Raw genomic sequence first — 23,341 nt, 5'->3', positions numbered from 1 at the left:
ATCGCACCGTGCCCATCTACGAATTCGTCTGCGAGAGCTGCGGCCGGATCGTCGAACGCCTGCAGAAGGTGACCGATCCGCCGCCAGACGCGTGTCCCGAATGCGGCGGGAAGATGGCGAAGATCATGAGCCGCAACTCGTTTCAGCTCAAGGGCGGCGGCTGGTACAAGGACCTCTACAGCTCGGGCAGCAAGTCCGACGGCGGCGGCACCAGCAAGCCCGCGAGCGACGCTCCCGCTGCCGCCACTCCGTCGCCCTCCACGGGCGGCTCCCCGCCGAGCCACGCCCCCAACAAGGGCACCAAGACCTGATCAGCTCAGCATCGCGGTTTCGCCGACTTGGGACTCGGCGCGCAACAGCGAGGAGAGACGCATCGCGCGGTCCACGGCCAGTCCTTTGCGGTCGTGCTTGAGGAACGCGTAGACGTCGATACCGCGGCGCGCCAGCCCGCCGAGCCGCTCCGCCCACTCGTCGAGCGCCTCGGGGCCGTCGTCGTCGCGGCGGATGCGCACGTAGGTGAAGCCGGCGGTGAGCTCGATGCGCGGCGCGCCCTCCCCTTCGTCGTTGAGCACCAGCGCGACATCGTGTTTCGAAAGCAGGCGCAGCGTGGCGTCGTCGCGCCACGACGGATGCCGGAAGTCGAAGGCGACGCGCAGTCCTTCGGGGAGCGCCTCGAGGAACGACGCCAGCGCTCTCAGGTCGGCGCGGCGCGATCCCGGGATCTGGATCAGCACCGGGCCGAGTGAATCCCCGAGGCGGACGGCGACGTCCATGAAGGCCGCCATGGCCCGCACCGCACCCTTGCCGGACGCGAGCTCACTCGCGACGCGGCCTGGCGCCTTGACCGCGAACTGGAACGAAGGCGGCACCGACGCCGCCCACGACTCCGCCAGCTGCGGTGGCAGCGAGGCGATCTCCACGCCCGAGAGCCGCTCGGCGTAGAGCGGCAGGAACTGCTGCGGGCTTGCCTCCGGCGGATAGACGTGTCCGGACCATTCCCGGTAAGCGAACCCGATCGTCCCCACCCGCGCTTCCGCCAGCATGGCCGCAAGATAGGCACGCGTTGGAGGGCGCGCTCCGGCTGGGCGGGCAGGCGCCTGGCCGGTTAAGCCGTGCCCCTTGGAGGCGGCGCGCTCTCCGGCGCGGGTGCGGGCGCGCGAGGAAGAGGCGGCAACGGCGGGTTTTTCTTCACGTGCGCCGGCTTGCGGGGCAGCGGCTTCCCGCCGTTGGCCTTGATGGCGGCCTTGTGCCGCTTCTGCTGCTGCCTCCACTTCTTCCGCCGCTGCATGATCGTGCGGATGTGCTTGCTCTTCGAACGCGCCATTTCGTCTCCACTCCGGGGGGGAACGGGGGGCGGACATATCTCATCCCGTGCACAGCCTCAAGCAGGAGCCGCAGGCCGGTGCGGCAGCGGCCATCAGGATCCAGTGCCGGGTTCCTTCGGAAGCGGCACGGTCATCATCCCTTCGGCGCCGCGGGCGGCGCTGGGCGGCGCCTCGGATACACGCGGCGCTTCCGGCGGCAGTGCGGGAGGCTTGGCCGGCGGCGGGGACGAGGGCCGCGGGCGCGCCTTCAGTGCCGAGCGCTGGACGATCTCCTTCACTTCGTCGAGCGGCAGCGCTGGAGCGAAGTTTCCGTTCACGCCCTCCATCTCGCGCGCCATGCAGAGCGAGTTGAGGATGGCCTCTTCCGTCGCCTCGATCGCCGCCTCGTAGAGGGGGTTCAGCCGCTGATCGAGCAGGATCTTCATGTGGTAGATCATCTTCTGCGTCGTGCGCGGGATCTTGTTCGCGGTGGAGAACGCGAGGATGATCTCGCCCGATCCGTGCGCGGCGATGCTGCCGGCGCGGCCAATCCCCAGGGCCACGTGCTTGGAGACGCGCCCCAGCTGGTGGCTGGAGAGCGGCGCGTCGGTCGCGGCCACGGCGATGATGCTCCCGTAGCTGATGGCGCGCTTGTGGAAGTGCCGGTACTTCGGCTCGAGCAGCGGCCCGACCGGCAATCCGGCGACGCGCAGGTCCTGCATGTGGCCGAAGTTGTTCATCACCAGCACGCCGAAGGTGTAGCTGCCGAACGCGGGCGGAAGCTTGCGCGAGGAGGTCCCGATCCCGGCCTTGAAGTCGCAGGAAATCATCCCGGTACCGCCACCCACGGATCCCTCGGCCACGGGCCCGCTGGTGGCCGTCTCCAGCGCTTCCCGGACGTTCTCCGCCTTCACGTGCCGTCCGGCGACGTCGTTGAGCCAGGAGTCGTCGCATTCGCCGACCAGGGGAATGAGGACGTCGTGCTCGTCCCCGATTCCGGGGAACTGCTCCACCATCCACTGCACCGCCGCGTCGCTGACCGCGCCGACGCTGAGCGTGTTGGTGAGGAAGATCGGGGTCTCCACGATCCCCCACTCCATCAGTTGCGTGAGCCCCGAGACCTCGCCCGCGCCGTTGAGGACGAACCCTCCTCCGGTGACGCGCTGCTCGAAGATGTTTTTCTGGTTCGGCAGGATGGCGGTGACGCCCGTGCGCACGGGTCCGCGGCCGCGGCGCAGCGGTCCCGCGCCGCGGATGATGGTGGAGTGCCCCACCAGGACGCCTTCCACGTCGGTGATGGCGTTCCATTTGCCGGGCCTGAAACGCCCGAGCGGGATGCCGAGATCCCGCGCGCGGTAACGCGGCTCCACGCCCGTGCTCTATCCCGACTCGTGCTGGAATGCCATCGGCGCAGCGCGTCAACGTAAAAGAAAGCGATTGAACGCAAGTCGAATCTCGATTCGAATGCGCATGTGCCTGTAATCCGCCTGCTCGTCCCCTTCCTGCTCGCCGCTGCTGCCTGCACTCCAACGCTGATGCACGCCGCCTATGTGGGCGACAACATCCGCGTACGGGAACTGCTCGACCATGGAGAGAACGTCAACCAGGCCGATCGCGGCTGGACGCCTCTCCTCGTCGCGCTCGGCCAGGAACACGTCGAGACGGCTCGCCTGCTCATCGAAAGGGGGGCGGATGTGCAGGCGCGCACGCCCACCGGGCAAACGACGCTCGCTCTCGCCGCCTATCGAGGGCACATGATGCTATGCCGGATGCTGGTCGAGCGCGGTGTCCCTCTCGATGCGGCGGACACTGCTCTGAACGTGACGGCGCTGCACGCTGCGAGCGCAATGGATCGGGAAGCGGTAGTCCGGTACCTCCTCGATCAGAAGGCGGCCATCGACTTGCCGGACGCGATCGGCAGGACTCCGCTGATGGAGGCGTCTTTCTATGGAAATACCGCGATCGCGCGCCTGCTCCTCGAGCACGGAGCGAACGTGAACGTCCAGGACCAGAATGGCGGGACGCCTCTCATCATGGCCGCCGTCAACAACCACACGGAGACGGTGGAGACTTTGCTCGACGCCGGCGCGCAGGTCGATCGTCCCGACGTGCACGGCTTCACGCCCCTTCTCGTTTCGGCGACAAAGGGTTATTTGCAGCCCGCACAGCTGCTGGCACGTCGGGGAGCGGATCTCCACCGCCACGGCGACAAGGGCGAGACCGCACTTTCTCTCGCGCAACGCTCCAACAACGCCGCTTTCGTTGCTTGGCTGCGCGAAGCTGGTTTGACTGAATAGGCCTGATTACGTCCCGGATGTCGGCACCGCGATGACTCGCGACTCGTCCGGGCTCGCCAGCGGAGGGGCCGAGTGCGTCCCGTTGACGCCGTTCGGCGCCTTGCCGGCCTCCGGCGTACGGGTCTCGGTCCTGCGCTCCCGTTCGCGCTCCTTGTAGCGGCGGATGGCGCCGGAGAGGATGTCGGCGATCAGCGCGTTGTATTCCATGCCCGCCGCCTTGGCGATCAGCACCAGGTCGCTCCACCCCGGAGTCAGCCCCGGCAGCGGGTTGCACTCGAGGAAGTAGACCTTTCCCTGCTCGTCCATGCGGAAGTCGACGCGGGCGACGTCACGGCAGCCCAGGGCGATGAAGCACTCGCGGGCCGCGCGTTCAAGGGCCTTGAGCTGACCGGGCTCGAGCTTCGCCGGGACGTCGTAGCGGATCTTCGAGGACGAGTCTTGCTTGAACTCGAACGAGTACACCGGGCGGATCTCGCTCTCGTCGAGGAAGACCACCTCCATCGGAGGCAGCACCTTGGGACGGCGCTCGCCCAGCATTCCGACGGTGAACTCGCGGCCGCCGATGTAGTCCTCGACCAGCGCAGGCTGGTCGTACTTGACGATCATCTTGTGCGCCGCCTCGCGCAACTCGCCCTCATTCTCCACCACGCTCGTCGCGTGGACGCCCTTGGAGCTGCCCTCGGCGATGGGCTTCACGATCAGCGGAAACCGGAGGTCTTTGGGCAGGCGCTCCTTGCCGGTGTTCATGGTGAAGAAGTTCGGGGTGAGGATCCCGTGCTGCCGGACGATCTTCTTCGCCAGCGCCTTGTCGAGCGCGATGTTCAGCGCCGCCGGGTCCGATCCGCTGTAGGGGATGTCGAGCAGCTCGAGCAGCGCCGGCACCTGCGACTCGCGGTTTCGCCCCTTGATCCCTTCCGCCATGTTGAAGACCAGGTCGGGCTTGGCGGTCTCGATCAGGGAGGGGAGATCCGCGGTCGCCTCCAGGTCGATCACCTCGTGCCCCGAGGCCGCGATCGCCTCGCGGACCGCCTGGATGGTGGCGGGGGCGTCGTACTCGGCCTCCTCGTCGCGGGTGCCGTCGAGTGCCGGCTTCACGCGCTTGACGTTGTAGGTGAAACCGACGCGGAGCGGTCCCCGGCGCGGCGGCCGGCTGCCCGAGCGGCGCGGATCCTTGAGACCCCATCGGGCGACGGCGCTCTCCACTACTTTGCCGAGCACCGCATCGGTATGCAGCCCCTCGAGCGCGGCGGCGGCGTAGATCCCCGCGCCGGGCTCCAGCGAAGGGAGCGCGTTGATCTCGATGAAGTACACCTGCCCGTCCTCGGCGACGCGGAAGTCGATGCGGCCGAGATCGCGCACGCCCAGCGCCTTGTACGCCCGCCGCGCCATGTCCTGGGCGCGCTCGAGGACCCAGGGAGGAAACTCCGCCGGGCAGCGCACGTCGACGGCGTCGAAGTGCACCGACTTGAGGTCGTAGTCGTAGATCCGGTACCGCCGCTTGGACAATTCCGACTCGGCGATCACGTACTCGACCGGGGAGAGAACGCCCGCGCGGTCGGGACCGCACTTCTCCAGGAAGGCGACGGTCAGGTCGCGGCCGGGGATGAACTCCTCGATCAGCACGCCGGCGGGAAACCGGGCCAGCTGCTTCTCGGCGAGCGCGCGGAGCCGCTGGCGATCCTCCACCACCGACTCCTGCGTGATGCCCTTGGAGCTGCCTTCGAAGTTGGGCTTCACGATCACCGGAAAGCGCCAACCTTCCAGCTTCAGGTCGGAGATCTCCTCGACGAACTGTCCCTTTGGCGAGACCACGCCGTGCTCGCGCAGCACCAGCTTGGTGAGTGCCTTGTCCAGCGTGACGGCCAGCACCCAGGCATCCGATCCCGTATAGGGAAATCCCAGCTCGTCGAACAGCGCCGGATAGAACGCCTCGCGGAAGCGGCCTCTCCGCCCTTCGGCGGTGTTGAACACCAGGTCCGGCGCGTATGCCTCGAGCCGCGCCGCGGTGCGGCTGGCAGGTCCGCTCACCTCGATGCGGTCGACGCGGTGTCCAAGGCGCTCCAGTGCGATGGAGAGGGCGTCGATGGTCTCGCGGGTGTCGAACTCCGCCTCGTCTTCGGAATCGGTGAGGCGAAGGTTGTGCGTCAGGGCGATGCGCATGCCGTGGAGTCCTTCTGCCGGGCTGCCCGGGAGGCGAGTGGAACGGGAGCAGCCGAGGCTTTGGCGAGAGGGCGCGCCTCGAGGCCGAGAGCAAGGCGGGCGTCGATCACCTGGGTGCCGGCGATGAAGTCGCCGAGGCGGCGCTGTCCAAGGTCGCGGCTCAGCGGGCGCAGGGCGATGCCGGCCTCGAGCACGACGATGCAGGCGAGCGCGGCGCCGGAGAGCTGCGGGGGAGCGCCGGCGAGCATCGGCGCCGCCGCCAGCATGAACACGCCGTTGCGCAGGACGGACTCGCGCACTCCGGCCGGCCGCCGCGTGGCGAGGACGACGACGCGCAGCCCCGCGAGGCGCTTTCCCAGCGACCGACCAGGACCGAACAGCGAGTCGGCGAAGAGCAGCAGTCCCGCGCAGAGCAGAGCGGTGGCCAGCGGATGCCCACGCGCGACGAGCAGGAGCGGCGCGAGCGCGACCAACAGGTCGATCGCCCGGGCGAAGACGCGGCGCCGGAAGTCCGCCGGCGGATACGACGGGCGCTGACCCGGAGGCTCAGCCGGGTCCATCAATCCTGCAGCCATCGCGCCGCTTCGGCGGCGGAGTACGTGAGGATGATGTCCGCCCCGGCGCGCTTGATGCCCGTCAGGATCTCGAGGCAGACGCGCTTCTCGTCGATCCAGCCGGCTTGCGCCGCGGCCTTCAGCATCGAGTATTCGCCGGAGACGTTGTAAGCGGCGATGGGAAGGTTGGTGGTGCGCTTCACCTCGGCGATCACGTCGAGGTATGCCAGGGCCGGCTTCACCATCACGATGTCTGCCCCTTCGGCGACGTCCAGGAGCGCCTCGCGGCGCGCCTCGCGGACGTTGGCGGGATCCATCTGGTATCCGCGGCGATCGCCCTCCTTTGGAGCGCTCTGGGCGGCCTCGCGGAAGGGGCCATAGAAGCCGCTGGCGTACTTCACCGCGTAGCTCATGATCGGCGTCTCGCTGAGCCCGTTCTCGTCGAGAGCTTTGCGGATGGCGGCGACCCGCCCGTCCATCATGTCGCTCGGCGCGACGACGTCGGCGCCGGCCTGCGCATAAGCCACCGCGGCGCGGGCCAGCAGCGGCAGCGTCCGGTCGTTGGCCACGGCGACGTGTCCGCGCGCGTCCCGCTCGAGCGGACCGCAGTGTCCGTGGTCGGTGTACTCGCACATGCAGACGTCGGCCACGAGGACCATGTCTGGGAGCGCGCTCTTCAGCGCCTTGAAGCCCGTGCAGACCGGGCCGTTGGGATCCCACGCGCTGGATCCTTCGGCGTCCTTCCGATCCGGAATGCCAAAGAGGATGAGAGAGCGGACGCCGGCGTTGTAGGCGCCCCGCGCCTCCTCCACCACATTGTCGACGGAGAGCTGCGCGACCCCGGGCATCGAGGCGATGGGCTTTCGCACGCCGCGCCCCGAGACCGCGAACAGCGGCAGCATGAAGTCGCTGGGGACGAGGCGCGTCTCGCGCACGAGATTGCGCAAGGTCTCGGTCCGGCGAAGGCGGCGGGGTCGGTCGGCGGGAAAGGCCATGGCAGTCGCACCGTAACCTTCGCGGGGGTCCCGTTCAAGGCTTCCAGCGCACCCCGAACGTGATCGCGTGCTCCCGGGCTTCGAGGAGGAGCGCCTGGTCCGCCGCCCGCGACGGGTCCAGCACGCTGGAGCCGGAAAAACTCGCGTGCCATCGGGTGAAGTCGTAGCCGACGTCCACGGCCGTCCGAGGGCTGACGTCGACGGAGACTTGGAGGCGGAGGCGGATCTCGCTCGCGTCGGAGAGGTCGCCGAGGTTGCGCTGTGCCGCGTAGGGAAAGGGAGCCAGCGCGCCCTCGAAATAGCCGGAGACCGTGAGCAGCGGGGCCAGGCGGTACTCGAGCTCGATGTTGGAGGAAATGCCGAAGATGCCCACCCGCGGCGCCCCGCTCTGGGCCTGCGTCCCCCATTGATACCGGGTGATGGGGCCGGCGCTCGCCGTGATGATGAATCCCGGCGAGATGCGCGTCGCCGTCCCGCCCAGGAGCCGGACGGTGAAGTCGACGCCGTTCGACCCGAGCCGGCTCCCCTGCGTGTCGCTCTCGAACTGGCCGCCCTCGATCTCCGCGCGCGCCATCAACTGCTCGTCGAACAGGGTCGTCGTCCAGCGGGCAAGGCCGCGCAAGAGCTGCACCTTGTCGGAGCCGAATTCCGAGCCGGCGCCGCTGTCGACGCGCACCGAGAGCAGCGTGGGCTTCCAGGCGACGAGGAACCCCACCGGGATTGGAGTGGGGACGACGATGGGGATCTCCCTGGGCTCTTCGGGATCGGCGACTGCAGGCGCTGCGGCGGCGAGGCAGAGGGCGAGAGCGAGGGAGCGCACGGCGGGACGATATCAGCGGTAGGTGCCGGCGTCGCGGATGGCTTCCAGCACCGTGCGAGGGACGAGCTGCGAGGCGTCTCCGCCGGACTTCAGCAGCGCACGCACCTGGGTGGAGGAGATCTCGGGGATGGCCACACCCCCCTCGCCGTAGCCGCCGCGGCGGACGGTGATGAGGCGCGCCAGTTGCTCGACGCGTTCGAAGCGCTTCCACTGGGGCTTCTCCGCGTCGAGGTCGGTGCCGAGCATCAACGCCCAGCGCGTCTGCGGGTGCTTGCGGTGGAGCCACTCGAGCAGGTCGACGGTGCGCCCTTGACCGGACTCCTGCTCGGCGCGCGAGACGCGGGTGCGGGGAAGCTGCGCGGCGAGGTGCTCGCAGAGTTCGATCCGGTGGTCGTACGAGCCCACCAAAGGCTTCGCGAACGGGTGGTGTTCCACCGGGACCAGCCAGAGCTCGTCGATGGGCTCTGTCGCGAGGACGTACGAGGCGGCCAGCAGGTGCCCGACATGCGGCGGATCGAAGCTGCCGCCGAAGAGGGCGATCTCAGGCATAGAGGAGAAACCTCAGCCGATCCCGCGCGAAGGCGTCGCGCTCCGCGTCCCAGAGAGCGCAGAGCTGCGCCGTCGATGCGCCCTGGTCGGCCCTGGTCCGGAACGCGGCGCTGCCGGTGAGCAGATCGATGGCCGGTTTGTCGTCGACGAACTCGTACTTCTCCGTACGCCAGCGGAACTTCGCCGGATTCTGGGCGCGGGCGTGGCCGATGGCGGCAACGCCGAGACGGACGGAGTCGAAGCCGCGCGGATACTCGACGTGGATCTGCACGCCGTGGCAGCGCTGCCCCCTGTGCTTGTCCCACGTGGGGGTGAACGAACAGGGCCGAAAGCGGAGACCTTCGAGGGGCTCGCGGGCGAGATCGTCGGCGAGCCGCTGGGGATCGAGCCAGGGGGCACCGAAGAGCTCGAACGGCCGGGTGGTGCCGCGGCCTTCCGAGAGATTGGTACCCTCGAGCAGGCACATGCCCGGGTAGACCAGCGCGGTCTCCGGCGTCGGCATGTTCGGGGACGGCATCACCCAGGGTAGTCGCGTCTCGGCGAAATGGAGGTCTCGACGCCAGCCCTGCAGCCGGATGACGCGCAGGTCGCAGCCGATTCCCTCGTTGACCAGCCGCGCGTATTCGCCGGAGGTCAGGCCGTGGCGGGCGCACACCGGCCAAAGGCCGACGAACGATTCGAATCCGGGGTGGACGACGCCTCCCTCGACGGCCAGTCCGCCGATGGGATTGGGTCGGTCGAGGACGAGAAAGCGCAGCTTGTGCTTCGCGGCGGCCTTCATCGCGAGCCCCATGGTCGCCAGGTACGTGTAGTAGCGGCTGCCCACGTCCTGCACGTCGAAGACCAGCGCGTCGAGGCCGCCCAGGTGCTCGTCCTTCGGCGTCAGCGAGGCGAAGTCCTTGCCGTAGAGAGAGTGCTCGGGGACGCCGGTGCGCGGATCGCGGGCGTCGGCCACCTCCTCGAGGTACTGCAGGTCCCCGCGCACCCCGTGCTCGGGGCCGAAGAGCGCGGCGAGGACCTTGCGTTCGTGCAGCACGTCGGCGAGGTGGCGGAGGTCCGGCGTGACGCTGGTTGGATTGAGGATGGCGCCGACGCGCAGCCCCTTCACCGCCGCGAGCAGCTCCGGAATCGCGATCATCAGTAGGCGTTCCGGGAGAGGAAGCCGAACGCCAGCGTGCGCGCGAGGATCTTCAGGTCGAGCAGCAGCGACCAGTGCTCGATGTAGTAGAGGTCGTACTCGACGCGCTTCTCGATGCTGGTGTTCCCGCGCAGGCCATGGATCTGCGCCCACCCGGTCATCCCGCTCTTCACCATGTGCCGCAGCTGGTAGCGGGGGATGTGGCGGCGGAACTGATCGATGAACACCGGGCGCTCGGGGCGGGGTCCGACGAGGCTCATGTCGCCGCAGAGGACGTTCCAGAGCTGCGGAAGCTCGTCGATGGAGGCGCGGCGGAGCCAGGCGCCGAGCTGCGTGACGCGGGGGTCGCCGCTCTGCGCGAAGCGCGGGCCCAAGGCTTCGGCGTCGTTGCGCATGGTGCGGAACTTCAGCATCCGGAAGGGCTTGCCGTCGAGGCCGACGCGCTCCTGCGAGTACAGGACCGACCCGGGGCTGGTCGCCTTGATGAGGGTGGCGACGGCAAGGAGGAGCGGCGAGAGCAGAAGCAGGAAAAGGCTGGAGAAGATGAGATCGAACGTCCGTTTGGCGATGGCGTTGATCCCCAGCACCCCGGTGGACTGGAGATTGACGATGGGCAGGCCGCCGAACTCCTCGAGGCCGCCGAAGAGCGTCGCGTACTGGTACACGTCGGGGACGAGCTTCACGTCCACCGTGGTGTCCGCGCAGATCTCCATGATGCGCGGCAGGTGGTGCATTGACCTCGAAGGGAGCGCGACCAGCACCTGATCGACGCCGCGCGTCTCCAGGACGTGGCGCAGCTCGCGCATCGTTCCCAGGACCTCCACGCCGGCCACGCTGGTGCCCACCCGCTTGCGGGTTACGCTCAGGCACCCGACGGGTCGGAAGCCCAGCTCGCGATGCAGGTCGAACTGCTCCATCACCTGGCGCGCGAGGCGCCCTGCGCCGAGCACCAGGACGTACCGGAGGTTGTACCCACGCCGGCGCAGCGCCTGCAGCACCTCCTTGAAGAAGACGCGCGCCAGCGAAATGCCGAGGAAGCTCAGGGCAGTGAAGAGCGCGAGCGTTCCGCGGGAGTATCGCGACTCGCGGATGAAGTACGTGACGGCCACCAGCAGCAGGCCGGCCATCAAGGTGGCCTTGAAGACGCCGAACACCTCGTCGAGCGGCGTCCTGTGTCGCTGCGGCCGGTACAGGCCCATCGCGCGCAGCGAGAGCGGCCAGATGACCAGAGCGAGCGACGCGACGATGAACGTCTCCTCGGGAAGCGGCAGCTCCGGATACGGCCAGGTCCGCGGCGAACCGAAGCGGAGGGCGTAGGCGCCCCAGAACGCGACGCCGACGAGGAGCATGTCGAGCAGCACGCGGAGCGCGGTGAAGAGCTGGTGGTGCCGCTTGAACATCGAGGTTGGCCTAGCAGCGAAGGACGTGCCGCGCAAGCGATCGGCCACCGTGCGCGGGCCGGCGTCGGGCAGGCGTCCGACGGTATTCCGCGGGAGCGCGTGCGACGCTGTTCACATGACACACGCACGCGTCCTGGCCAGCCATCTCGCCGATTTGCTCAGCCGCGAGCACGTCGCGATGGCAGATTTTCTCGTCGCTCTTGCGGACTTCAACCGGAACAGGTCGTGGGTCGACCTGGGTCACTCGAGCCTCTTCAACTTCCTGCACCGCGAGCTCGGCCCCTCCACTGCCGACAACGTCCGCCTCCTCCACTATGCGGAGCCTTGCATAGTGGAAGGGGCGCGCGGGTGCACCGTCTTGTCCGCCACGTTGGAGCAACGCGTCGCCGCCTTTCCGGCGCACGAGATCGATCCGACGGTGCTGGCGACTGTTTCTTGGCGGGCTTCGCGGTCGGCTTGTGCGCGGCTGGCCCGCGGCGCGTGCGGCCCGGCTCGCCAACTGGTGCGGCGCCCGCGCCGTCGAGGTGGCCGGCATCCCCGTCGTCGAGCATCTACCGACCTTCAGTTGAGCCGCCGCTGCAGTTGCCCTCGTCAGTGCAGAAAACCCGTCCACCAGCGGAACGTGAAGGTGCGGGATCCGGGACTCGCGTCCTCGGCCCGCCCCCCGACGACGGTGCCGTCGGAGCCTACGAACAGACCGCCAGCACAGAACTGGCCAGATTGGTCGACGGGAAAGGCGGCCGTTCCGCAGCTCTTGCCAGACGGTGCGACAACCTCGATATCGGCATGGCAGACCGCATCCAGGCGGGCCGGATGGATGACGGCGTACGCGCGCCCGTTGCGTACCACGGGTAGCGTCGACACGGGACGCGCCGTGAGCCAGTCCGGCGGAGCGGTACCTTCGCCCATCGCGTCGAATTGGCCGATCCATGCCGCCGTCGTGGGCGGCCCCGGATTCCGTGCCGCGAAGAAGCCGTTTCCGACACGAGGCGTGAGAAAGAGATACGGGGGTGACGGAACGTTTTCGACGGCCAGGAACTCCGCTCCGGCATTGCCGGAATGGTCGATCCAGATGCCCCCGACCTTACCGCTGCCGTACCGATCCGTTGCATCCAGGAGAACGAGCGAGTTCCCCTGTCGATCGACGCCGAATTCGAGCACCCGCTCGGTGGAAGAGAGCTGGGTACGGAAGCGGAGGTTCAAGCGCTCGTCGTAAGCGGCAACTACGCTGGGCGGGGGGCTATGGATCACCACGATCCCGCCCAGAGGATCGTTGGCGATCGGCCACCATGGGATGCCCTCGAATTCGGTCGTCGCCATCACGGACCCGTTCTCGTCGAGGGCGGCCAACTCGCCGCGGGCGTACACGGTGTCGTAGTAGCTCACCACGATTCCTTGAAGTTGCCCGACGATTGCCTCGCCCAGCGTGACCTGGGCGCTCCGATACGCTCCGCGTTCCGCGCCTGACGGGTGGAACAGGCGGATTCTCAACGAAGGCTCGAAGTTGTCGTTCGTCATCATCAGAGCGACGGTGCCGGAGCCATCGGTCGCCCCCGGGAACCAGTTCTCGTGGTCGGTCGCAGGTATGGCGACCGACGCCGAAGGCTGGCCCACGGTACCCGGACCGAGCCCGGCGCATTCGTCGTGTCCGGCGACGGCGCCGCCCGCATCCGGCTGTCCGCCAGCGCCACCATTCCCTGCATCGGGTTGTCCGCCTCCTCCGATGCTGGTACCCGCGTCGGGCTGTGCGCCTCCGCCGCCGGAGCTGACGGTACCTGCGTCAGTTGGAGCGATGGGCGCTGAGCGCGAGTCGCATCGGACGTTGGCAACCGCAGCCAGGAACGCGGCGCAGAGGGAGACAGTGTTGCGCATGCGGGCCACGACTCTCTGCCGAAACTGGAATCTGGAAGCGACAGCTCGCGTTTTCAATCAGCGAGCAAGCGCTAGCCGTGCGCCGTCTGGACCAGGTCCTCGGGGCGGCCGGAGCCGAAGCGGGTGGGGCGCGCGCCGAGTACCGGTTTGGTCAGCGCGAGCATGCCGAAGACGTCGTTGAACTGGTATGCGGCGAGCGCTTTTGACCAGCCGCCGAAGAGGCCCGTGGAGCAACTCGGCGTCCTCGATGCTACGCGCGAGGGCGCAGAAACATGTCGATGGCTCAAGTGCTGCGCCTGATCGTTATGTCCGCGTAACCTCTGCAGGGTGCACAACGATCTCGCGGCGCGGCACGCGTTCGGCGACGCGTGGATGAATCAGTTCACAGGCGAGGGCGGACCAGGAGGAACTTCACACGGCGGACGTCATTCCGATGGCGTGACCATGACGTCCAGGATCGACCCGCCGCGCAATGCCTTGCACGCCATGGCGCGGCCGATGGACGAGGCGCCGAGTAGCCTGTGGACCTCGTCCACCGTCTGCACCGTGGTTCCGTCGAGCGCGAGGAGGATGTCGCCGGCGCGGAGGCCTGCGCGGGCGGCGGGCTTGTCAGGAACCACCTCCATCAGCTCGATGCCGTTCTTCTGGGAGAGGTTGTGGTGCCGCGCGATGCGCCGGTCGAGCGGTCGGATCTGCGCAGCCAGTCCGAGGACGCCGCGGCGCACCCGGCCGCGCTGCATCAGCTCGGCGAGGACCCAACGGGCGGTGTCGACCGGAACCGAGAAGCTGAGCCCCTGGGCGCCGAGGATCACCGCGGTATTGATGCCGACTACGCGCGCGTGGCTGTCAACCAAGGGACCACCGCTGTTGCCGGGGTTGAGCGCAACGTCGCTCTGGATGATGGCGTCCATCAGCCGACCGTCCTGCGCCCGCAGAGTGCGGCCGAGCGCGCTGACCACGCCGGCGCTGACGGTGAAGGAGAAACCGAGCGGGTTGCCGATCGCCACCACCAGCTGGCCGACGCGCAATTTGCCGCTGCTGCCCAGCTCGGCCGCCGGCAGGTGCGCTCCATCGATGTGGACCACGGCGAGGTCGGTCGCGGGATCGGTTCCGACCACGTTGCCGTCGTGGGCGGACCCGTCGTTAAGCCCGATCTTCACGGCGCCGGCGCGGCCGACCACATGGGCGTTCGTGAGCAGGTACCCGTCGGGGGTGAACAGCACCCCCGAGCCACCGCCCCGGGGCAAGGAGACGCTCACCACCGCGGGCCCGACCGCGTCGACCACGGAAGTGACCGCATGCGAGTAGGCGTCAAGCAGCTCTTCGTCGCTGGATGCGAAGCGAACCATCGCCGCAAATTGATTACCGGCGGACGCGTGTCAAGCAACCCTCGATCGCGCCCCGCAGCTCCGGACCGAAGCGGGCCACGTCGAATCGTCTGGCGTGCTCGTGAATCCTCATCGGATCGGGTTGCAGCCCGTCGATGGCCGCGATGCCGTCGAGGAGCGACTCGACCGTAGGTTGCGGGAAGAAGACCCCGGTCTCGCCGTCGATCACTGTCTCCAGCGCGCCACCGCGCCCGAGCGCGAGCACGGGCCGGCCGGCGGCCTGCGATTCCACGGGTGCGATCCCGAAGTCCTCCTCCCCCGGAAGGACGAAGAAGCGCGCGCCCGCGTAGAGACGCGGCAAGTCGTCCTGCGAGACGACGCCGAGGAAGCGGACCGACGGACCCGCTGCCCGCTCCAGCCGGAGCCGCTCCGGTCCGTCGCCGGCGATCCAGAGCCGCCGCTTGACGCGCGAGAACGCGCTCACCGCCAGCTCCAGGCGCTTGTAGGGGACCAAGGCGGAGACAATCAGCGCATAGTCGTCCGGCGAGGGCCCTTCCGCGGCGGGGACGAAGCGCGAGCTGTCGACAGGGGGGTACACCACCGCATCGACCTCCCGGCCCCAGTAGCGGCGGATTCGTCCCGCCACGAACCGGCTGTTCGCGACCAGGCCATGTGCCCGCGCCGTCGAGCGGACGTCCCAGCGGCGAAGCAGGGGCGCCAGCGCCGCCGCAGCGATGCGCGTCAGCGTCCCTGCCCGGCCCTCGCCGAAATAGGCGTCGAACTGATCCCAGACGTAGCGCATCGGCGTATGGATGTACGCGACGTGCACTGCATGCTTCCCCGGCCTGCACCCCTTCGCCACCGCGTGGCTCGTCGATATCACCAGCTCGTACGCGGACAGATCGAAGCTCTCGATCGCCACCGGAAAGAGCGGCAGATAGTGCCGGTAGCTCCGCTTCGGGAGCCGGTCGAGGAAGCTCGCGCGGATGCGATGGCGTTCGATGATCGGCCCGCAGCTCCCGGGAACGTAGATCAGGGTGAAGATGTCCGCCTCCGGATAGAGGAGGCAGAGTTGCTCGAGGACCCGCTCGCCGCCGCGCAGGCCGGTGAGCCAGTCGTGAACGAGGGCGACCTTCACCTCGCCGCCTCCCGATAGACCTCGACGTGCAGCGCCGCGGACCGATCCCAGCGGAAGTTTCGCGCCCGCACCAGGCCTTTCCCCGACAGCTCCGCCCGCAGCGTCCCGTTTCCCTCGAGCACCCGCCGCAGCAGTACCCGCAACGCGCCCGCGTCGATCCGCGGGAAGTGCAACGCAGCGCCACCCGAAACTTCGACCAAGGCCGGATCGTCGCTCGCGATGCACGGCGTCCCGCAGGCCATCGCTTCGATCAGGGGAAACCCGAACCCCTCGTACAGCGAAGGCAGCACGAGCAGCGCCGCCCTGCGGTAGAGCCCCACCAGCTCGTCGTCCGTCACGTACCCATGTCCCGGGCCGGCGATCCTGAGCTCGACTCCCTCCGGCAGCGCCGCCCGCAGCGTGGCGAGTCCCTTGCGCGGCCCGGCATCGCCCGCGAACAGCACGAACCGCTCCCGCGGCACGTCGGCGGGGGTGAACCGAGCATCGACGCCATGGTGGATGACCCGCACGCGATCCGGACCCACGCCCAGGTGCTCGACAACCTCGCGCGCGATTGCTTCCGTCGGCACGATCACGCGTTGCGCAAGTGCCCTCAGCGATCGGAGCTTCCGGGCGAAGTGCCGCGCCCGCGCGCTCTCCTGCGTGCCGGGGTGGAGAAGCGTCGACAGGTCGTGCACGGTCACCACCACCGGACCGCGAAATGGAGGAGCGGCGTGGTTGGTCTCGTGGTACACGCTGGGCCGCTCGCGCCAGAGGACGGCGGCGCGGCCGGCCTCCGCCAGGGAGTAGGCGAAGGGAAGACGTTTGATGAACGTGCGCATCCGCCGGGCGGGCGCGCCGGGAAGAAAGAGCGGGCGCGCGCGCAAGTTGTCGGATTTCGCGGCTGCGAGCGCGTCGAGCAGCCCGGCGATGTAGCGCCCCACCCCGGTGCGCGCGGCGGCGAGAGGAGCGGCGTTGATTCCCACGTCGAGCAAGGGACCCGAGGATGTAGCATCGGAGAGCCCGCGGGTGCACGCCGTCGTGCTCACCTGGAACGGCGCGCATCTGCTCCCCGAATGCCTCCGCGCGCTTCGCCGCCAGGATGCCCGCGTCCCCCTGCACATCGTGGTGGTGGACAACGCCTCCACCGACGGGACCGCCGCGCTGCTGGCGTGCGATTTTCCCGACGTCGAGCATCTCCGTCTCCCGGAAAACATGGGGTACAGCCGGGGCAACAACGAGGCGATGCGCCGGGCCCTCGACGCCGGCGCCGACTTCGTCGCCCTGATCAACAACGACGTGGAGCTTGCGCCGGACTGGCTCCGCATCCTGCTCGACGGGGCGCGCGCGCACCCCGAAGTCGGGCTGCTCACCGGCACCCTGCTCTTTCGCGGTGAGGAGGTGGTCAACTCCACCGGCTTGATCCTCGATGGGTTCGGCCGCGCACGGGACCGCGACTTCCGCGTCCCGCTCGCCGAGCTCTCCCGCACCGACGGCGAGGTCGAAGGCGTCAGCGGCGGCGCCGCGCTCTTGCGGGCGTCGATGCTCCGCGAGATCGGCCTCTTCGACCCCGCGTACTTCGCCTACTACGAGGACGTGGACCTCTCACTGCGCGCCGCCAGCGCCGGCTACCGATCCTTCTACGTGCGCGCCGCAACCGCGCGCCACCGCTTCGGAGCGACCTTCGGCGCCGATTCGCCCGCGCAGCGATACCTGCTGGGCGTCGGCCATCTGCGGACGCTCGCGCGCCACGAACCGCTGGTGAAGGCGGCGCCACTGGTCGTGCTGACCGTGGCCTACCGCGCAGCCGTGAAGGCGCCCCTCGAGCTGCTGCGGCTGCGCCCGGCGCTCGCCTGGGCCGAGGTGCGGGCGGCGGCGGCGGGCGGCTGCGCGGCGCTGCGCGCGCTCAGCGATAGATGACCGCGGCTGCGGTGATCGCCCAGCCCAGGAGCGACAGCCAGAGGCCGGCGTCCTGGACCAGCAGGCTGCCCGGATCGCCGCCGGCGTCCTGGCGCACGACGTGATGCTGATAGCGGAAGAGCGCGTAGATGACGAACGGCACGGTGTAGAGAAGATTGGTCGTGCCGAAGTGCTCGACGGTGCGCGGCGACTGCGTATAGAGCGCGTAGGAGACGATGGCCGCGCCCGCCAAAGCCGTCAGCCAGCTGTCGACCAGCGGCAGGCTGTAGCTTCCGAGCGCCGCCCGATGGTTGGTCGCGTCCTCTCCGAGAAGCACCAGCTCCGCGCGCCGCTTGCCGAGGGCGAGGAACAGCGCCAGCAGGAACGAGCAGACCAGCAGCCAGGGCGAGATTTCGGCATCGATGCAGGCTGCTCCCGCCGCCGCGCGGAGCACGAAGCCTGCCGCCACGATCATCACGTCGAGCAGGAACACCCGCTTGAGCCCGAAGCTGTAGGCAAACGTGCTCGCGAGATAGCCGGCGGTGATGCCGAGGGTCGCTCCGTTGAGCAGCGCTGCCGCCGCCAGCGCCGCCGCCGTCAGGACGGCGCATGCGGCGATGGCCGCCCCCGGCCGCAGGCGCCCCGACGCGACCGGCCGCTGGCGCTTGAGCGGATGGTGGACGTCGCTGGCGCGGTCGGCGACGTCGTTCGCCAGGTACACTGCGCTGGAGGCGGCGCAGAAGAGCGCGAAGCACGCCAGCACGCGCAGCTCGGCGCGGCCTTCGAAGAGCCGACCGGCGAAGACGATCCCCGCCAGGACGAAGACGTTCTTGCTCCACTGGCGCGGGCGCATCGCCTCGAGCAGCGGCAGCGACTCGGACCCCCTCAGCGCTGGAGACCGGGCATGGGTCATACGGTCAGAACTTCAGGCGCTTGAAGACGCCCTCCGGCAGCGCCTTGACCGCCAGCATGATCAGCCGCCACCACCACGGCAAGTAAACGACCGCGTCGCGGCCCATATCCACGGCGCGCACGATCCCGCGCCCGACCTGCGCCGCGCTGGCGAAGAGCGGCGTCTTCGGCAGCGACGCAGTCATCGGTGTGTCGACGAATCCGGGCTTCAGCGCCAGCACCCGAACGCCGGAGCCCTGCAGCCGCTGGCGCAGCGCGGAGAGGAACGAGTCGAGCCCCGCCTTGGAGGCCCCGTAGACGCCGACCCTGGCGCGGCCGCGATCGCCCGCGACGGACGAGAGCGCGGCGATGCACGATCCCGGGGGAAGAGCCGGCGCGAGCAGCGTCAGCAGCCGCACCGGAGAGATCAGGTTCGTGCGGAGAATCGACTCGGCATACTCGGGATCGCGGTCGCGCCGGCTCGCGTCCCCGAATACTCCCTGCGCCAGCAGCACCACGTCCGGCGCGCCCACGCGTCCGACGAGGCCGGCCTGGTCGCGATCGAGATCGTGAACCACCGTTTCGACGGTGCCGCCGCGCGTCCGCAGGTCGGCGGCGACCGCCTCGAGCTTTTGCGGATCGCGGCCCACCAGCAAGAGCTCCTCGCCCCGCTCCGCCCAGATCCGCGCCGCCGCCTGGGCGATGGCGGACGTGGCGCCGAGCACGACGATCCTCACCGATGCACCCGCCGCCAGAACGACGACGAGAACGCGGGGTCGAGGTGGGCCGAGAACTCCCCCAGCCGCGGAAACGACCGCGCGAACGTCTCCGCGGACATGCGCGCGTCCTTCGCCGGATAGATCGCGCCCCCGGCCTCCATCGCCAGCGCTTCCAGCCGGGCAAGCTGCGCGAACGTCTCCTCGCCCCGATTGGGCAGGTCGAGCGCGAACGTGAACCCGGGGCGCGGAAAGGAGAGCATTCCAGGCGAGCGCGCCGGACCGAACCGCTTGAGCACCGTCAGCGGCGAGGGAGGCGCTTCGCTCAGCAGCGCCCGCAGCGCTTCCGGCGTGGGGACGACGCACTGAAACTGCAGCAGGCCGCGGCGTCCATAGAGCCGGTTCCAGTGGGCGACGCCGTCGAGGGGAAAGAAGAACGGATCCCAGTGCTGCAGCCGCGATCGTCCCGCCAGCTTCTGGGCGGCGTAGTACGCGGCGTTGAAGACGCGCACCGTCAGGGCATTGACCGCGGGCACGTCCAGAGGAACCGCAGCCTGTCCGCGGGGGGCATGGATCGCTCCCGCCGCGTGGTCGCCGCGGAAGAAGACTCCGCGTTGCGAGCGGGAGAGGACGTCCACCCACGCCACCGTGTACTCGAATTCAGCGTCGCTCTCCTCAGAGAGAGAGAGAAACTCGTCCATCCCGGCGAACGGGATCGCCTCCATCCGGACGGCGGCGACCGGAATCCGCCGCAGCGCGATCTCGGCCCAGGTGATGAGCCCAGTGAGCCCGAGCCCGCCCACGGTCGCCTGGAACAATTGGTCGTCGGGTCCGAGCTCCTGCGCTTCGCCGTCGGAGCGAAGCAGCTCGAGCTTGCGCACGTGCGCCCCGAAGGAGCCGGCCCGGTGGTGGTTCTTCCCGTGGATGTCGTTCGCGATCGCCCCGCCGACGGACACGTGCTTGGTCCCCGGAACGACCGGAACAAAGAAGCCGCGCGGCACGAGCAGGCGGAGGATCTCGCCGAGCGTCACCCCCGCTTCGCAGCGCAAGCTGCCCGACTCGGCGTCGAAGGAGATGAACCGGTCGAGCCCGGCGGTCCGCAGCAGCTTGCCACCGTCGTTCAGGCAGGAGTCGCCGTAACTGCGGCCCTGGCCATACGGGAGCATGGGGCCGACCACCGGCAGCGTGAGGCCTGCGCGCCAGTTCAGGCGGACTTCAGCGGCGTGCCTGGCCTGCGGGTAGCGGCCCCACGACTCGGTCACGCCGCGGTTCTTATCACGCGGCCTTGGGCAACGGCTCCGGGAACACGGCCCGCTGCGGCGTGCGGATGGTCACCACCCGGGCGAGGGCGAGCAGCCTGAGCACCTGCCAACCGGGGTCCACCTCGAACCAGCGCGCCGCGAAGTCGGGGCTCGCAACCCACTTGTGGTGGTTGTTCTGGAACAGCTCGCCCATGGTGAGGAAGTCGAAGGGCAGCGTGTTGCGGCTTTTGTCGCCGTTGTCGAAGTTCTGGTAGCCGTACTTGTGACCCGCCCAGTTGACGATGGCCCCGTGGACCGGACCCATCACGAAATGGAACGGCAGCATGAATGCGAGCTGCCACCAGTGCGTGGCGAACGAGAGATAGAAGACGGAATAGAACATCCCGAAGGCGAGCCGGGTCGGCCACGCATCGGCGAACTCCTCGAGCCATGGCCAATCCGGGAACCCACCGTCGAACCGCGGCTCTGGTTGCGCCCGGCCATGGGCGTAATCGGAGTAGCGCTTCTTCGTCTTCCACATCATCGACAACGCGTTCGAGTGCAGCCACGGGGTGTGTGGATCGTGGTCGGTGTCGCTGAACGCATGATGCTCGCGATGCAGGATCGCGTAGGCGCGCGGGTTCAGGTACGAGCTGCCCTGCACGAGAAAGGCGAGGAAGTGCATCACCCGCTCGGTGCGCTTCGGCATGTCGTACATGCGGTGGGCCGCGAAGCGATGCTGGAAAAGGCTCTGGAAGAGGACGCTGAGCAGCCAGTGTGAGACGAAGAAAGCGTAGACCAATATCCCTCCGGGATTGCATGATCGGATAACGCGCCACTGTCATCGCGCTGTCATCTATCCGATTTCAATCTGCGGTCCCGGCCCTGGGCCGCGCTCCAGCTCGCGGTATTTCTCCCACCCTTCATCGATGGGTCCGTCGAACGCCAGGCGGCCGTGATGGAGCACGGCTGCCCGCGGGCACAACTCCCGCGCCGCCTCGTAGTTGTGCGAGACGAAGCAGAAGGTGATGCCCGCCGTACGGAAATCGCGGATGCGCGCCTTGCACTTCTCCTGGAAGCGCTCGTCGCCGACCGCCAGCACCTCGTCGACGATGAGGATGTCGGGCTCCACGTCCTGGGCAATGGCGAAGCCGAGCCGCGCGTACATGCCGGAGCTGTAGTTCTTGATCGGCAAGTCGATGAAGTCGGCCAGCTCGGAGAAGGCGACGATGCGGTCGAACTTTCCCTCCATCTGCTTGCGGGAGAAACCGAGGAGCGCGCCGTTGAGATAGATGTTGTCGCGGCCGGAGAGCTCCGGATCGAAGCCCGCCCCGAGCTCGATCATCGGGCTGATGCGGCCCTGGACCATGACCTCGCCCTCGGTGGGCATGAGCACGCCGGCGATGGTCTTGAGCAACGTGCTCTTCCCGCTCCCATTGTGACCGACCAGCGCGATGGACTCGCCCGGTTCGATGGAGAGCGTCACGCGGCGCAGCGCCCAGAACGTCTCGGCCGAGCGGAGATGCCGGAAGCGATTGACCACCGCTTCCTTCAGCGTGCTCACCTTTTCGCGGTAGAGCCGGTAGCTGACTCCGGCGTCGCGGATCTGGATCTGTCCGTTCTTCACAGGTAGTGGATGTGCCGCGGGGCGAGCCGGTTGAAGACGCTGAACCCGACGAACAGCGCCGCCAGCGCCGCCGCCGACGCGACGGCGACGACGGGCAGCGCCGGCAGCTTCCCGTAGTACACGGGATCGCGCACGAGCTGCAGCAGGTACCAGAGCGGGTTGATCTTCAGGAAGAGGCGGAAGGCGCGGAACCACCAGGCATCGTGCTGGCCGAGCATCTGCAGATCGTAGAAGACCGGCGACAGATACATCAGCATCTGCAGCGCCACCTCCGCGAGGTGGCGGACGTCGCGGAAGAAAACGGTGAAGGTGGCGAAGAGAAGCGTCACGCCGCTGGTAAAGACCGTCAGGATCAGGGTGGCCACGGGCAGGAAGAACAATGCCGCCGTGAACGGTTGCCGGAGGACTGCCATCAAAAGGAGAAGCGGCGCCAGCGAGAGCGTGAAATTGACGAGATTCGAGGCCACCACCGCGAGCGGAAACACGGCCTGCGGCACCCGCACCTTCCGGATCAGCTCCTGGTTGACGAGGATGGAGTGGAGTCCCTGCAGGACCGCGATGCTGAAGAACAGCCAGGGGAGGAGACCGGAGAGAAGGAAGATGGCGAAGTTCCGCTGCGGCGCCTTCATGATGGTGGCGAAGACCACGGTGTAGACCACCATCAGGAGCAGCGGGTTCAGCATCGTCCAGAGCAGCCCGAAAATGCTGCGCTTGTAGCGGACCTTCAGCTCGCGCACGACGAGCATCGCCACCAGCGGCCGGTACTGCAGGAGCTCCCCTAGCGCCGACCTGCGCGAAGGATGGCCGAGCGTGCCCGCGGCGGGCGCGGTGTCCGCCAGCTCCGTCATCGCGAGCGCTCCGCGAGGAAGCGGTCCATCGCGGCCTCCAGCGGCAGCGGTACCGACGCCCCGAGAAGACCTCGGACCTTGTCCACGCGCAGCCCGCACTTCAACGGCCGCGGCGCCGGCAGCTTCATTTCCGCGAGCCGCACGGGAACGATCAACGCCTCGTCGGCTCCGAGCTTGCGCGCCAGGGCGCGGCAGAAGTCTACCCGGGAAATCTCCGTCGCCCCGGCGCAGTGGAAGATCCCGCGCGCGCCGGAGCGGTGGACGCCGATCACCATCTCGGCCGCATTGTCCGCCAACGTGGGGGAACCGATCTGGTCCGTGAATGCCTTCACCTGCTTACCAGCGCGAAGCGACTCGAGGACCGTCAGCGGAAACGTCCACTTCACTCCACGGCGTGCGCTGTAGACAAGCGCTGTACGACAGACGGCGACGTCATCCGCGAGGATCAACGCCGCTTCCTCGCCTATGTGCTTTGTCCGCGCATAAATGCTGCGCGGATTGGGCGCATCATCTTCGGAGTAGCTCCCCTTCATCCCGTCGAACACGTAATCCGTCGAGACCGTGGTGAGCCGCGCTCCGTTATTC

At 68.6% G+C, this 23,341-nt stretch carries 24 protein-coding genes; 3 read left to right on the top strand and 21 right to left on the bottom strand.

All coding sequences use genetic code 11. From position 1 onward, the window contains the following. The first annotated feature begins 8 nt into the window (after positions 1-8). On the top strand, positions 9-311 hold the full coding sequence (locus E6J58_10590) for a zinc ribbon domain-containing protein (GenBank protein ID TMB37766.1): 303 nt from the start codon (positions 9-11) through the stop codon (positions 309-311). Here the strand turns inward: E6J58_10590 and E6J58_10585 are convergent, their stop codons facing one another. Then, entirely contained in the window at positions 312-1,361 is a 1,050-nt protein-coding gene (locus E6J58_10585) for a DUF72 domain-containing protein (protein ID TMB37765.1), read from the bottom strand. It abuts the gene before it with no gap. 56 nt (positions 1,362-1,417) lie between these two features. Further along, on the bottom strand, positions 1,418-2,674 hold the full coding sequence (locus E6J58_10580; protein ID TMB37764.1) for a P1 family peptidase: 1,257 nt from the start codon (positions 2,672-2,674) through the stop codon (positions 1,418-1,420). Between the two features lie 102 nt (positions 2,675-2,776). On the opposite strand from E6J58_10580, the gene E6J58_10575 reads away from it, so the two are divergent. Further along, the gene (locus tag E6J58_10575; GenBank protein TMB37763.1) at positions 2,777-3,601 is read left to right on the top strand and encodes a hypothetical protein; all 825 of its coding nucleotides are present in this window, start codon (positions 2,777-2,779) and stop codon (positions 3,599-3,601) included. A 6-nt stretch (positions 3,602-3,607) separates the two neighbouring features. On the opposite strand, the gene E6J58_10570 is transcribed toward E6J58_10575, so the two are convergent. From E6J58_10570 to E6J58_10515, 12 genes are all read right to left on the bottom strand, one after another. Further along, positions 3,608-5,761, bottom strand: coding sequence for an ATP-grasp domain-containing protein (locus E6J58_10570; GenBank protein TMB37762.1), 2,154 nt, complete (start codon positions 5,759-5,761; stop codon positions 3,608-3,610). Continuing rightward, complete coding sequence (locus tag E6J58_10565) at positions 5,746-6,336, bottom strand: RDD family protein (GenBank protein TMB37761.1); 591 nt, start codon at positions 6,334-6,336, stop codon at positions 5,746-5,748. The genes E6J58_10570 and E6J58_10565 overlap by 16 nt, the downstream gene beginning before the upstream one ends. Next, entirely contained in the window at positions 6,321-7,310 is a 990-nt protein-coding gene (hemB, locus tag E6J58_10560; protein ID TMB37760.1) for a porphobilinogen synthase, read from the bottom strand. The genes E6J58_10565 and hemB overlap by 16 nt, the downstream gene beginning before the upstream one ends. 34 nt (positions 7,311-7,344) lie before the next feature. Next, positions 7,345-8,130, bottom strand: coding sequence for a hypothetical protein (locus E6J58_10555; protein ID TMB37759.1), 786 nt, complete (start codon positions 8,128-8,130; stop codon positions 7,345-7,347). A gap of 12 nt (positions 8,131-8,142) precedes the next feature. Further along, positions 8,143-8,679: a nicotinate-nicotinamide nucleotide adenylyltransferase gene (locus tag E6J58_10550; GenBank protein ID TMB37758.1), complete on the bottom strand. Its 537-nt coding sequence runs from the start codon at positions 8,677-8,679 to the stop codon at positions 8,143-8,145. Beyond that, a complete protein-coding gene (locus E6J58_10545; protein TMB37757.1) occupies positions 8,672-9,817 on the bottom strand; it encodes a DUF1343 domain-containing protein in 1,146 nt (381 codons plus the stop codon). The genes E6J58_10550 and E6J58_10545 overlap by 8 nt, the downstream gene beginning before the upstream one ends. Beyond that, on the bottom strand, positions 9,817-11,217 hold the full coding sequence (locus E6J58_10540; protein ID TMB37756.1) for an undecaprenyl-phosphate glucose phosphotransferase: 1,401 nt from the start codon (positions 11,215-11,217) through the stop codon (positions 9,817-9,819). Before E6J58_10540 ends, E6J58_10545 begins: the two co-directional genes overlap by 1 nt. 591 nt (positions 11,218-11,808) lie before the next feature. After that, positions 11,809-13,089 carry a hypothetical protein gene (locus E6J58_10535; GenBank protein TMB37755.1) on the bottom strand — a complete coding sequence of 427 codons (1,281 nt, stop codon included), beginning with the start codon at positions 13,087-13,089 and terminating at the stop codon, positions 11,809-11,811. Between the two features lie 71 nt (positions 13,090-13,160). Next, the gene (locus tag E6J58_10530) at positions 13,161-13,376 is read right to left on the bottom strand and encodes a hypothetical protein (protein ID TMB37754.1); all 216 of its coding nucleotides are present in this window, start codon (positions 13,374-13,376) and stop codon (positions 13,161-13,163) included. A 138-nt stretch (positions 13,377-13,514) separates the two neighbouring features. Further along, on the bottom strand, positions 13,515-14,438 hold the full coding sequence (locus tag E6J58_10525; GenBank protein TMB37753.1) for a PDZ domain-containing protein: 924 nt from the start codon (positions 14,436-14,438) through the stop codon (positions 13,515-13,517). Positions 14,439-14,451: 13 nt separating this feature from the next. After that, the gene (locus E6J58_10520; GenBank protein ID TMB37797.1) at positions 14,452-15,606 is read right to left on the bottom strand and encodes a glycosyltransferase family 4 protein; all 1,155 of its coding nucleotides are present in this window, start codon (positions 15,604-15,606) and stop codon (positions 14,452-14,454) included. Further along, entirely contained in the window at positions 15,552-16,658 is a 1,107-nt protein-coding gene (locus tag E6J58_10515) for a glycosyltransferase family 4 protein (protein TMB37752.1), read from the bottom strand. The genes E6J58_10520 and E6J58_10515 overlap by 55 nt, the downstream gene beginning before the upstream one ends. Here E6J58_10515 and E6J58_10510 point away from each other — a divergent pair. After that, entirely contained in the window at positions 16,483-17,454 is a 972-nt protein-coding gene (locus tag E6J58_10510) for a glycosyltransferase family 2 protein (protein ID TMB37751.1), read from the top strand. The genes E6J58_10515 and E6J58_10510 overlap by 176 nt on opposite strands. On the opposite strand, the gene E6J58_10505 is transcribed toward E6J58_10510, so the two are convergent. The 7 genes from E6J58_10505 to E6J58_10475 all read right to left on the bottom strand — a co-directional run. Next, a complete protein-coding gene (locus tag E6J58_10505; GenBank protein ID TMB37750.1) occupies positions 17,441-18,346 on the bottom strand; it encodes a decaprenyl-phosphate phosphoribosyltransferase in 906 nt (301 codons plus the stop codon). The two genes, E6J58_10510 and E6J58_10505, sit on opposite strands and share 14 nt — an antisense overlap. Before the next feature lie 4 nt (positions 18,347-18,350). After that, positions 18,351-19,061, bottom strand: coding sequence for an SDR family NAD(P)-dependent oxidoreductase (locus E6J58_10500; protein TMB37749.1), 711 nt, complete (start codon positions 19,059-19,061; stop codon positions 18,351-18,353). Continuing rightward, on the bottom strand, positions 19,058-20,206 hold the full coding sequence (locus tag E6J58_10495; GenBank protein TMB37796.1) for an FAD-binding oxidoreductase: 1,149 nt from the start codon (positions 20,204-20,206) through the stop codon (positions 19,058-19,060). The genes E6J58_10500 and E6J58_10495 overlap by 4 nt, the downstream gene beginning before the upstream one ends. 109 nt (positions 20,207-20,315) lie before the next feature. Next, a complete protein-coding gene (locus E6J58_10490; protein ID TMB37748.1) occupies positions 20,316-21,086 on the bottom strand; it encodes an acyl-CoA desaturase in 771 nt (256 codons plus the stop codon). 51 nt (positions 21,087-21,137) lie between these two features. Next, positions 21,138-21,893, bottom strand: coding sequence for an ABC transporter ATP-binding protein (locus E6J58_10485; GenBank protein ID TMB37795.1), 756 nt, complete (start codon positions 21,891-21,893; stop codon positions 21,138-21,140). Between the two features lie 11 nt (positions 21,894-21,904). After that, positions 21,905-22,756, bottom strand: coding sequence for an ABC transporter permease (locus tag E6J58_10480; GenBank protein ID TMB37747.1), 852 nt, complete (start codon positions 22,754-22,756; stop codon positions 21,905-21,907). After that, positions 22,753-23,341: sugar nucleotide-binding protein (locus tag E6J58_10475; GenBank protein TMB37746.1), on the bottom strand; the 589-nt coding region annotated here is incomplete at its 5' end. The genes E6J58_10475 and E6J58_10480, both read right to left, overlap by 4 nt.

Source organism: Deltaproteobacteria bacterium, assembly GCA_005879535.1.
GTDB lineage: Bacteria > Myxococcota > Myxococcia > Myxococcales > 40CM-4-68-19 > 40CM-4-68-19.
The sequence above is the reverse complement of the archived record's forward strand: the minus strand, read 5'-3'. Positions and strand labels throughout refer to the sequence as shown.

Excerpts from the sequence above, each read along its gene's own strand:
- E6J58_10585 (TMB37765.1), bottom strand. The coding sequence starts at position 1,361 with ATGTCCGCCCCCCGTTCCCCCCCGGAGTGGAGACGAAATGGCGCGTTC.
- E6J58_10570 (TMB37762.1), bottom strand. The coding sequence starts at position 5,761 with ATGCGCATCGCCCTGACGCACAACCTTCGCCTCACCGATTCCGAAGAC.
- E6J58_10565 (TMB37761.1), bottom strand. The coding sequence starts at position 6,336 with ATGGCTGCAGGATTGATGGACCCGGCTGAGCCTCCGGGTCAGCGCCCG.
- hemB (TMB37760.1), bottom strand. The coding sequence starts at position 7,310 with ATGGCCTTTCCCGCCGACCGACCCCGCCGCCTTCGCCGGACCGAGACC.
- E6J58_10550 (TMB37758.1), bottom strand. The coding sequence starts at position 8,679 with ATGCCTGAGATCGCCCTCTTCGGCGGCAGCTTCGATCCGCCGCATGTC.
- E6J58_10545 (TMB37757.1), bottom strand. The coding sequence starts at position 9,817 with ATGATCGCGATTCCGGAGCTGCTCGCGGCGGTGAAGGGGCTGCGCGTC.
- E6J58_10540 (TMB37756.1), bottom strand. The coding sequence starts at position 11,217 with ATGTTCAAGCGGCACCACCAGCTCTTCACCGCGCTCCGCGTGCTGCTC.
- E6J58_10535 (TMB37755.1), bottom strand. The coding sequence starts at position 13,089 with ATGCGCAACACTGTCTCCCTCTGCGCCGCGTTCCTGGCTGCGGTTGCC.
- E6J58_10525 (TMB37753.1), bottom strand. The coding sequence starts at position 14,438 with ATGGTTCGCTTCGCATCCAGCGACGAAGAGCTGCTTGACGCCTACTCG.
- E6J58_10515 (TMB37752.1), bottom strand. The coding sequence starts at position 16,658 with ATGTGCAGGGGGACGCGGGCATCCTGGCGGCGAAGCGCGCGGAGGCAT.
- E6J58_10505 (TMB37750.1), bottom strand. The coding sequence starts at position 18,346 with ATGACCCATGCCCGGTCTCCAGCGCTGAGGGGGTCCGAGTCGCTGCCG.
- E6J58_10495 (TMB37796.1), bottom strand. The coding sequence starts at position 20,206 with ATGCTCCCGTATGGCCAGGGCCGCAGTTACGGCGACTCCTGCCTGAAC.
- E6J58_10480 (TMB37747.1), bottom strand. The coding sequence starts at position 22,756 with ATGACGGAGCTGGCGGACACCGCGCCCGCCGCGGGCACGCTCGGCCAT.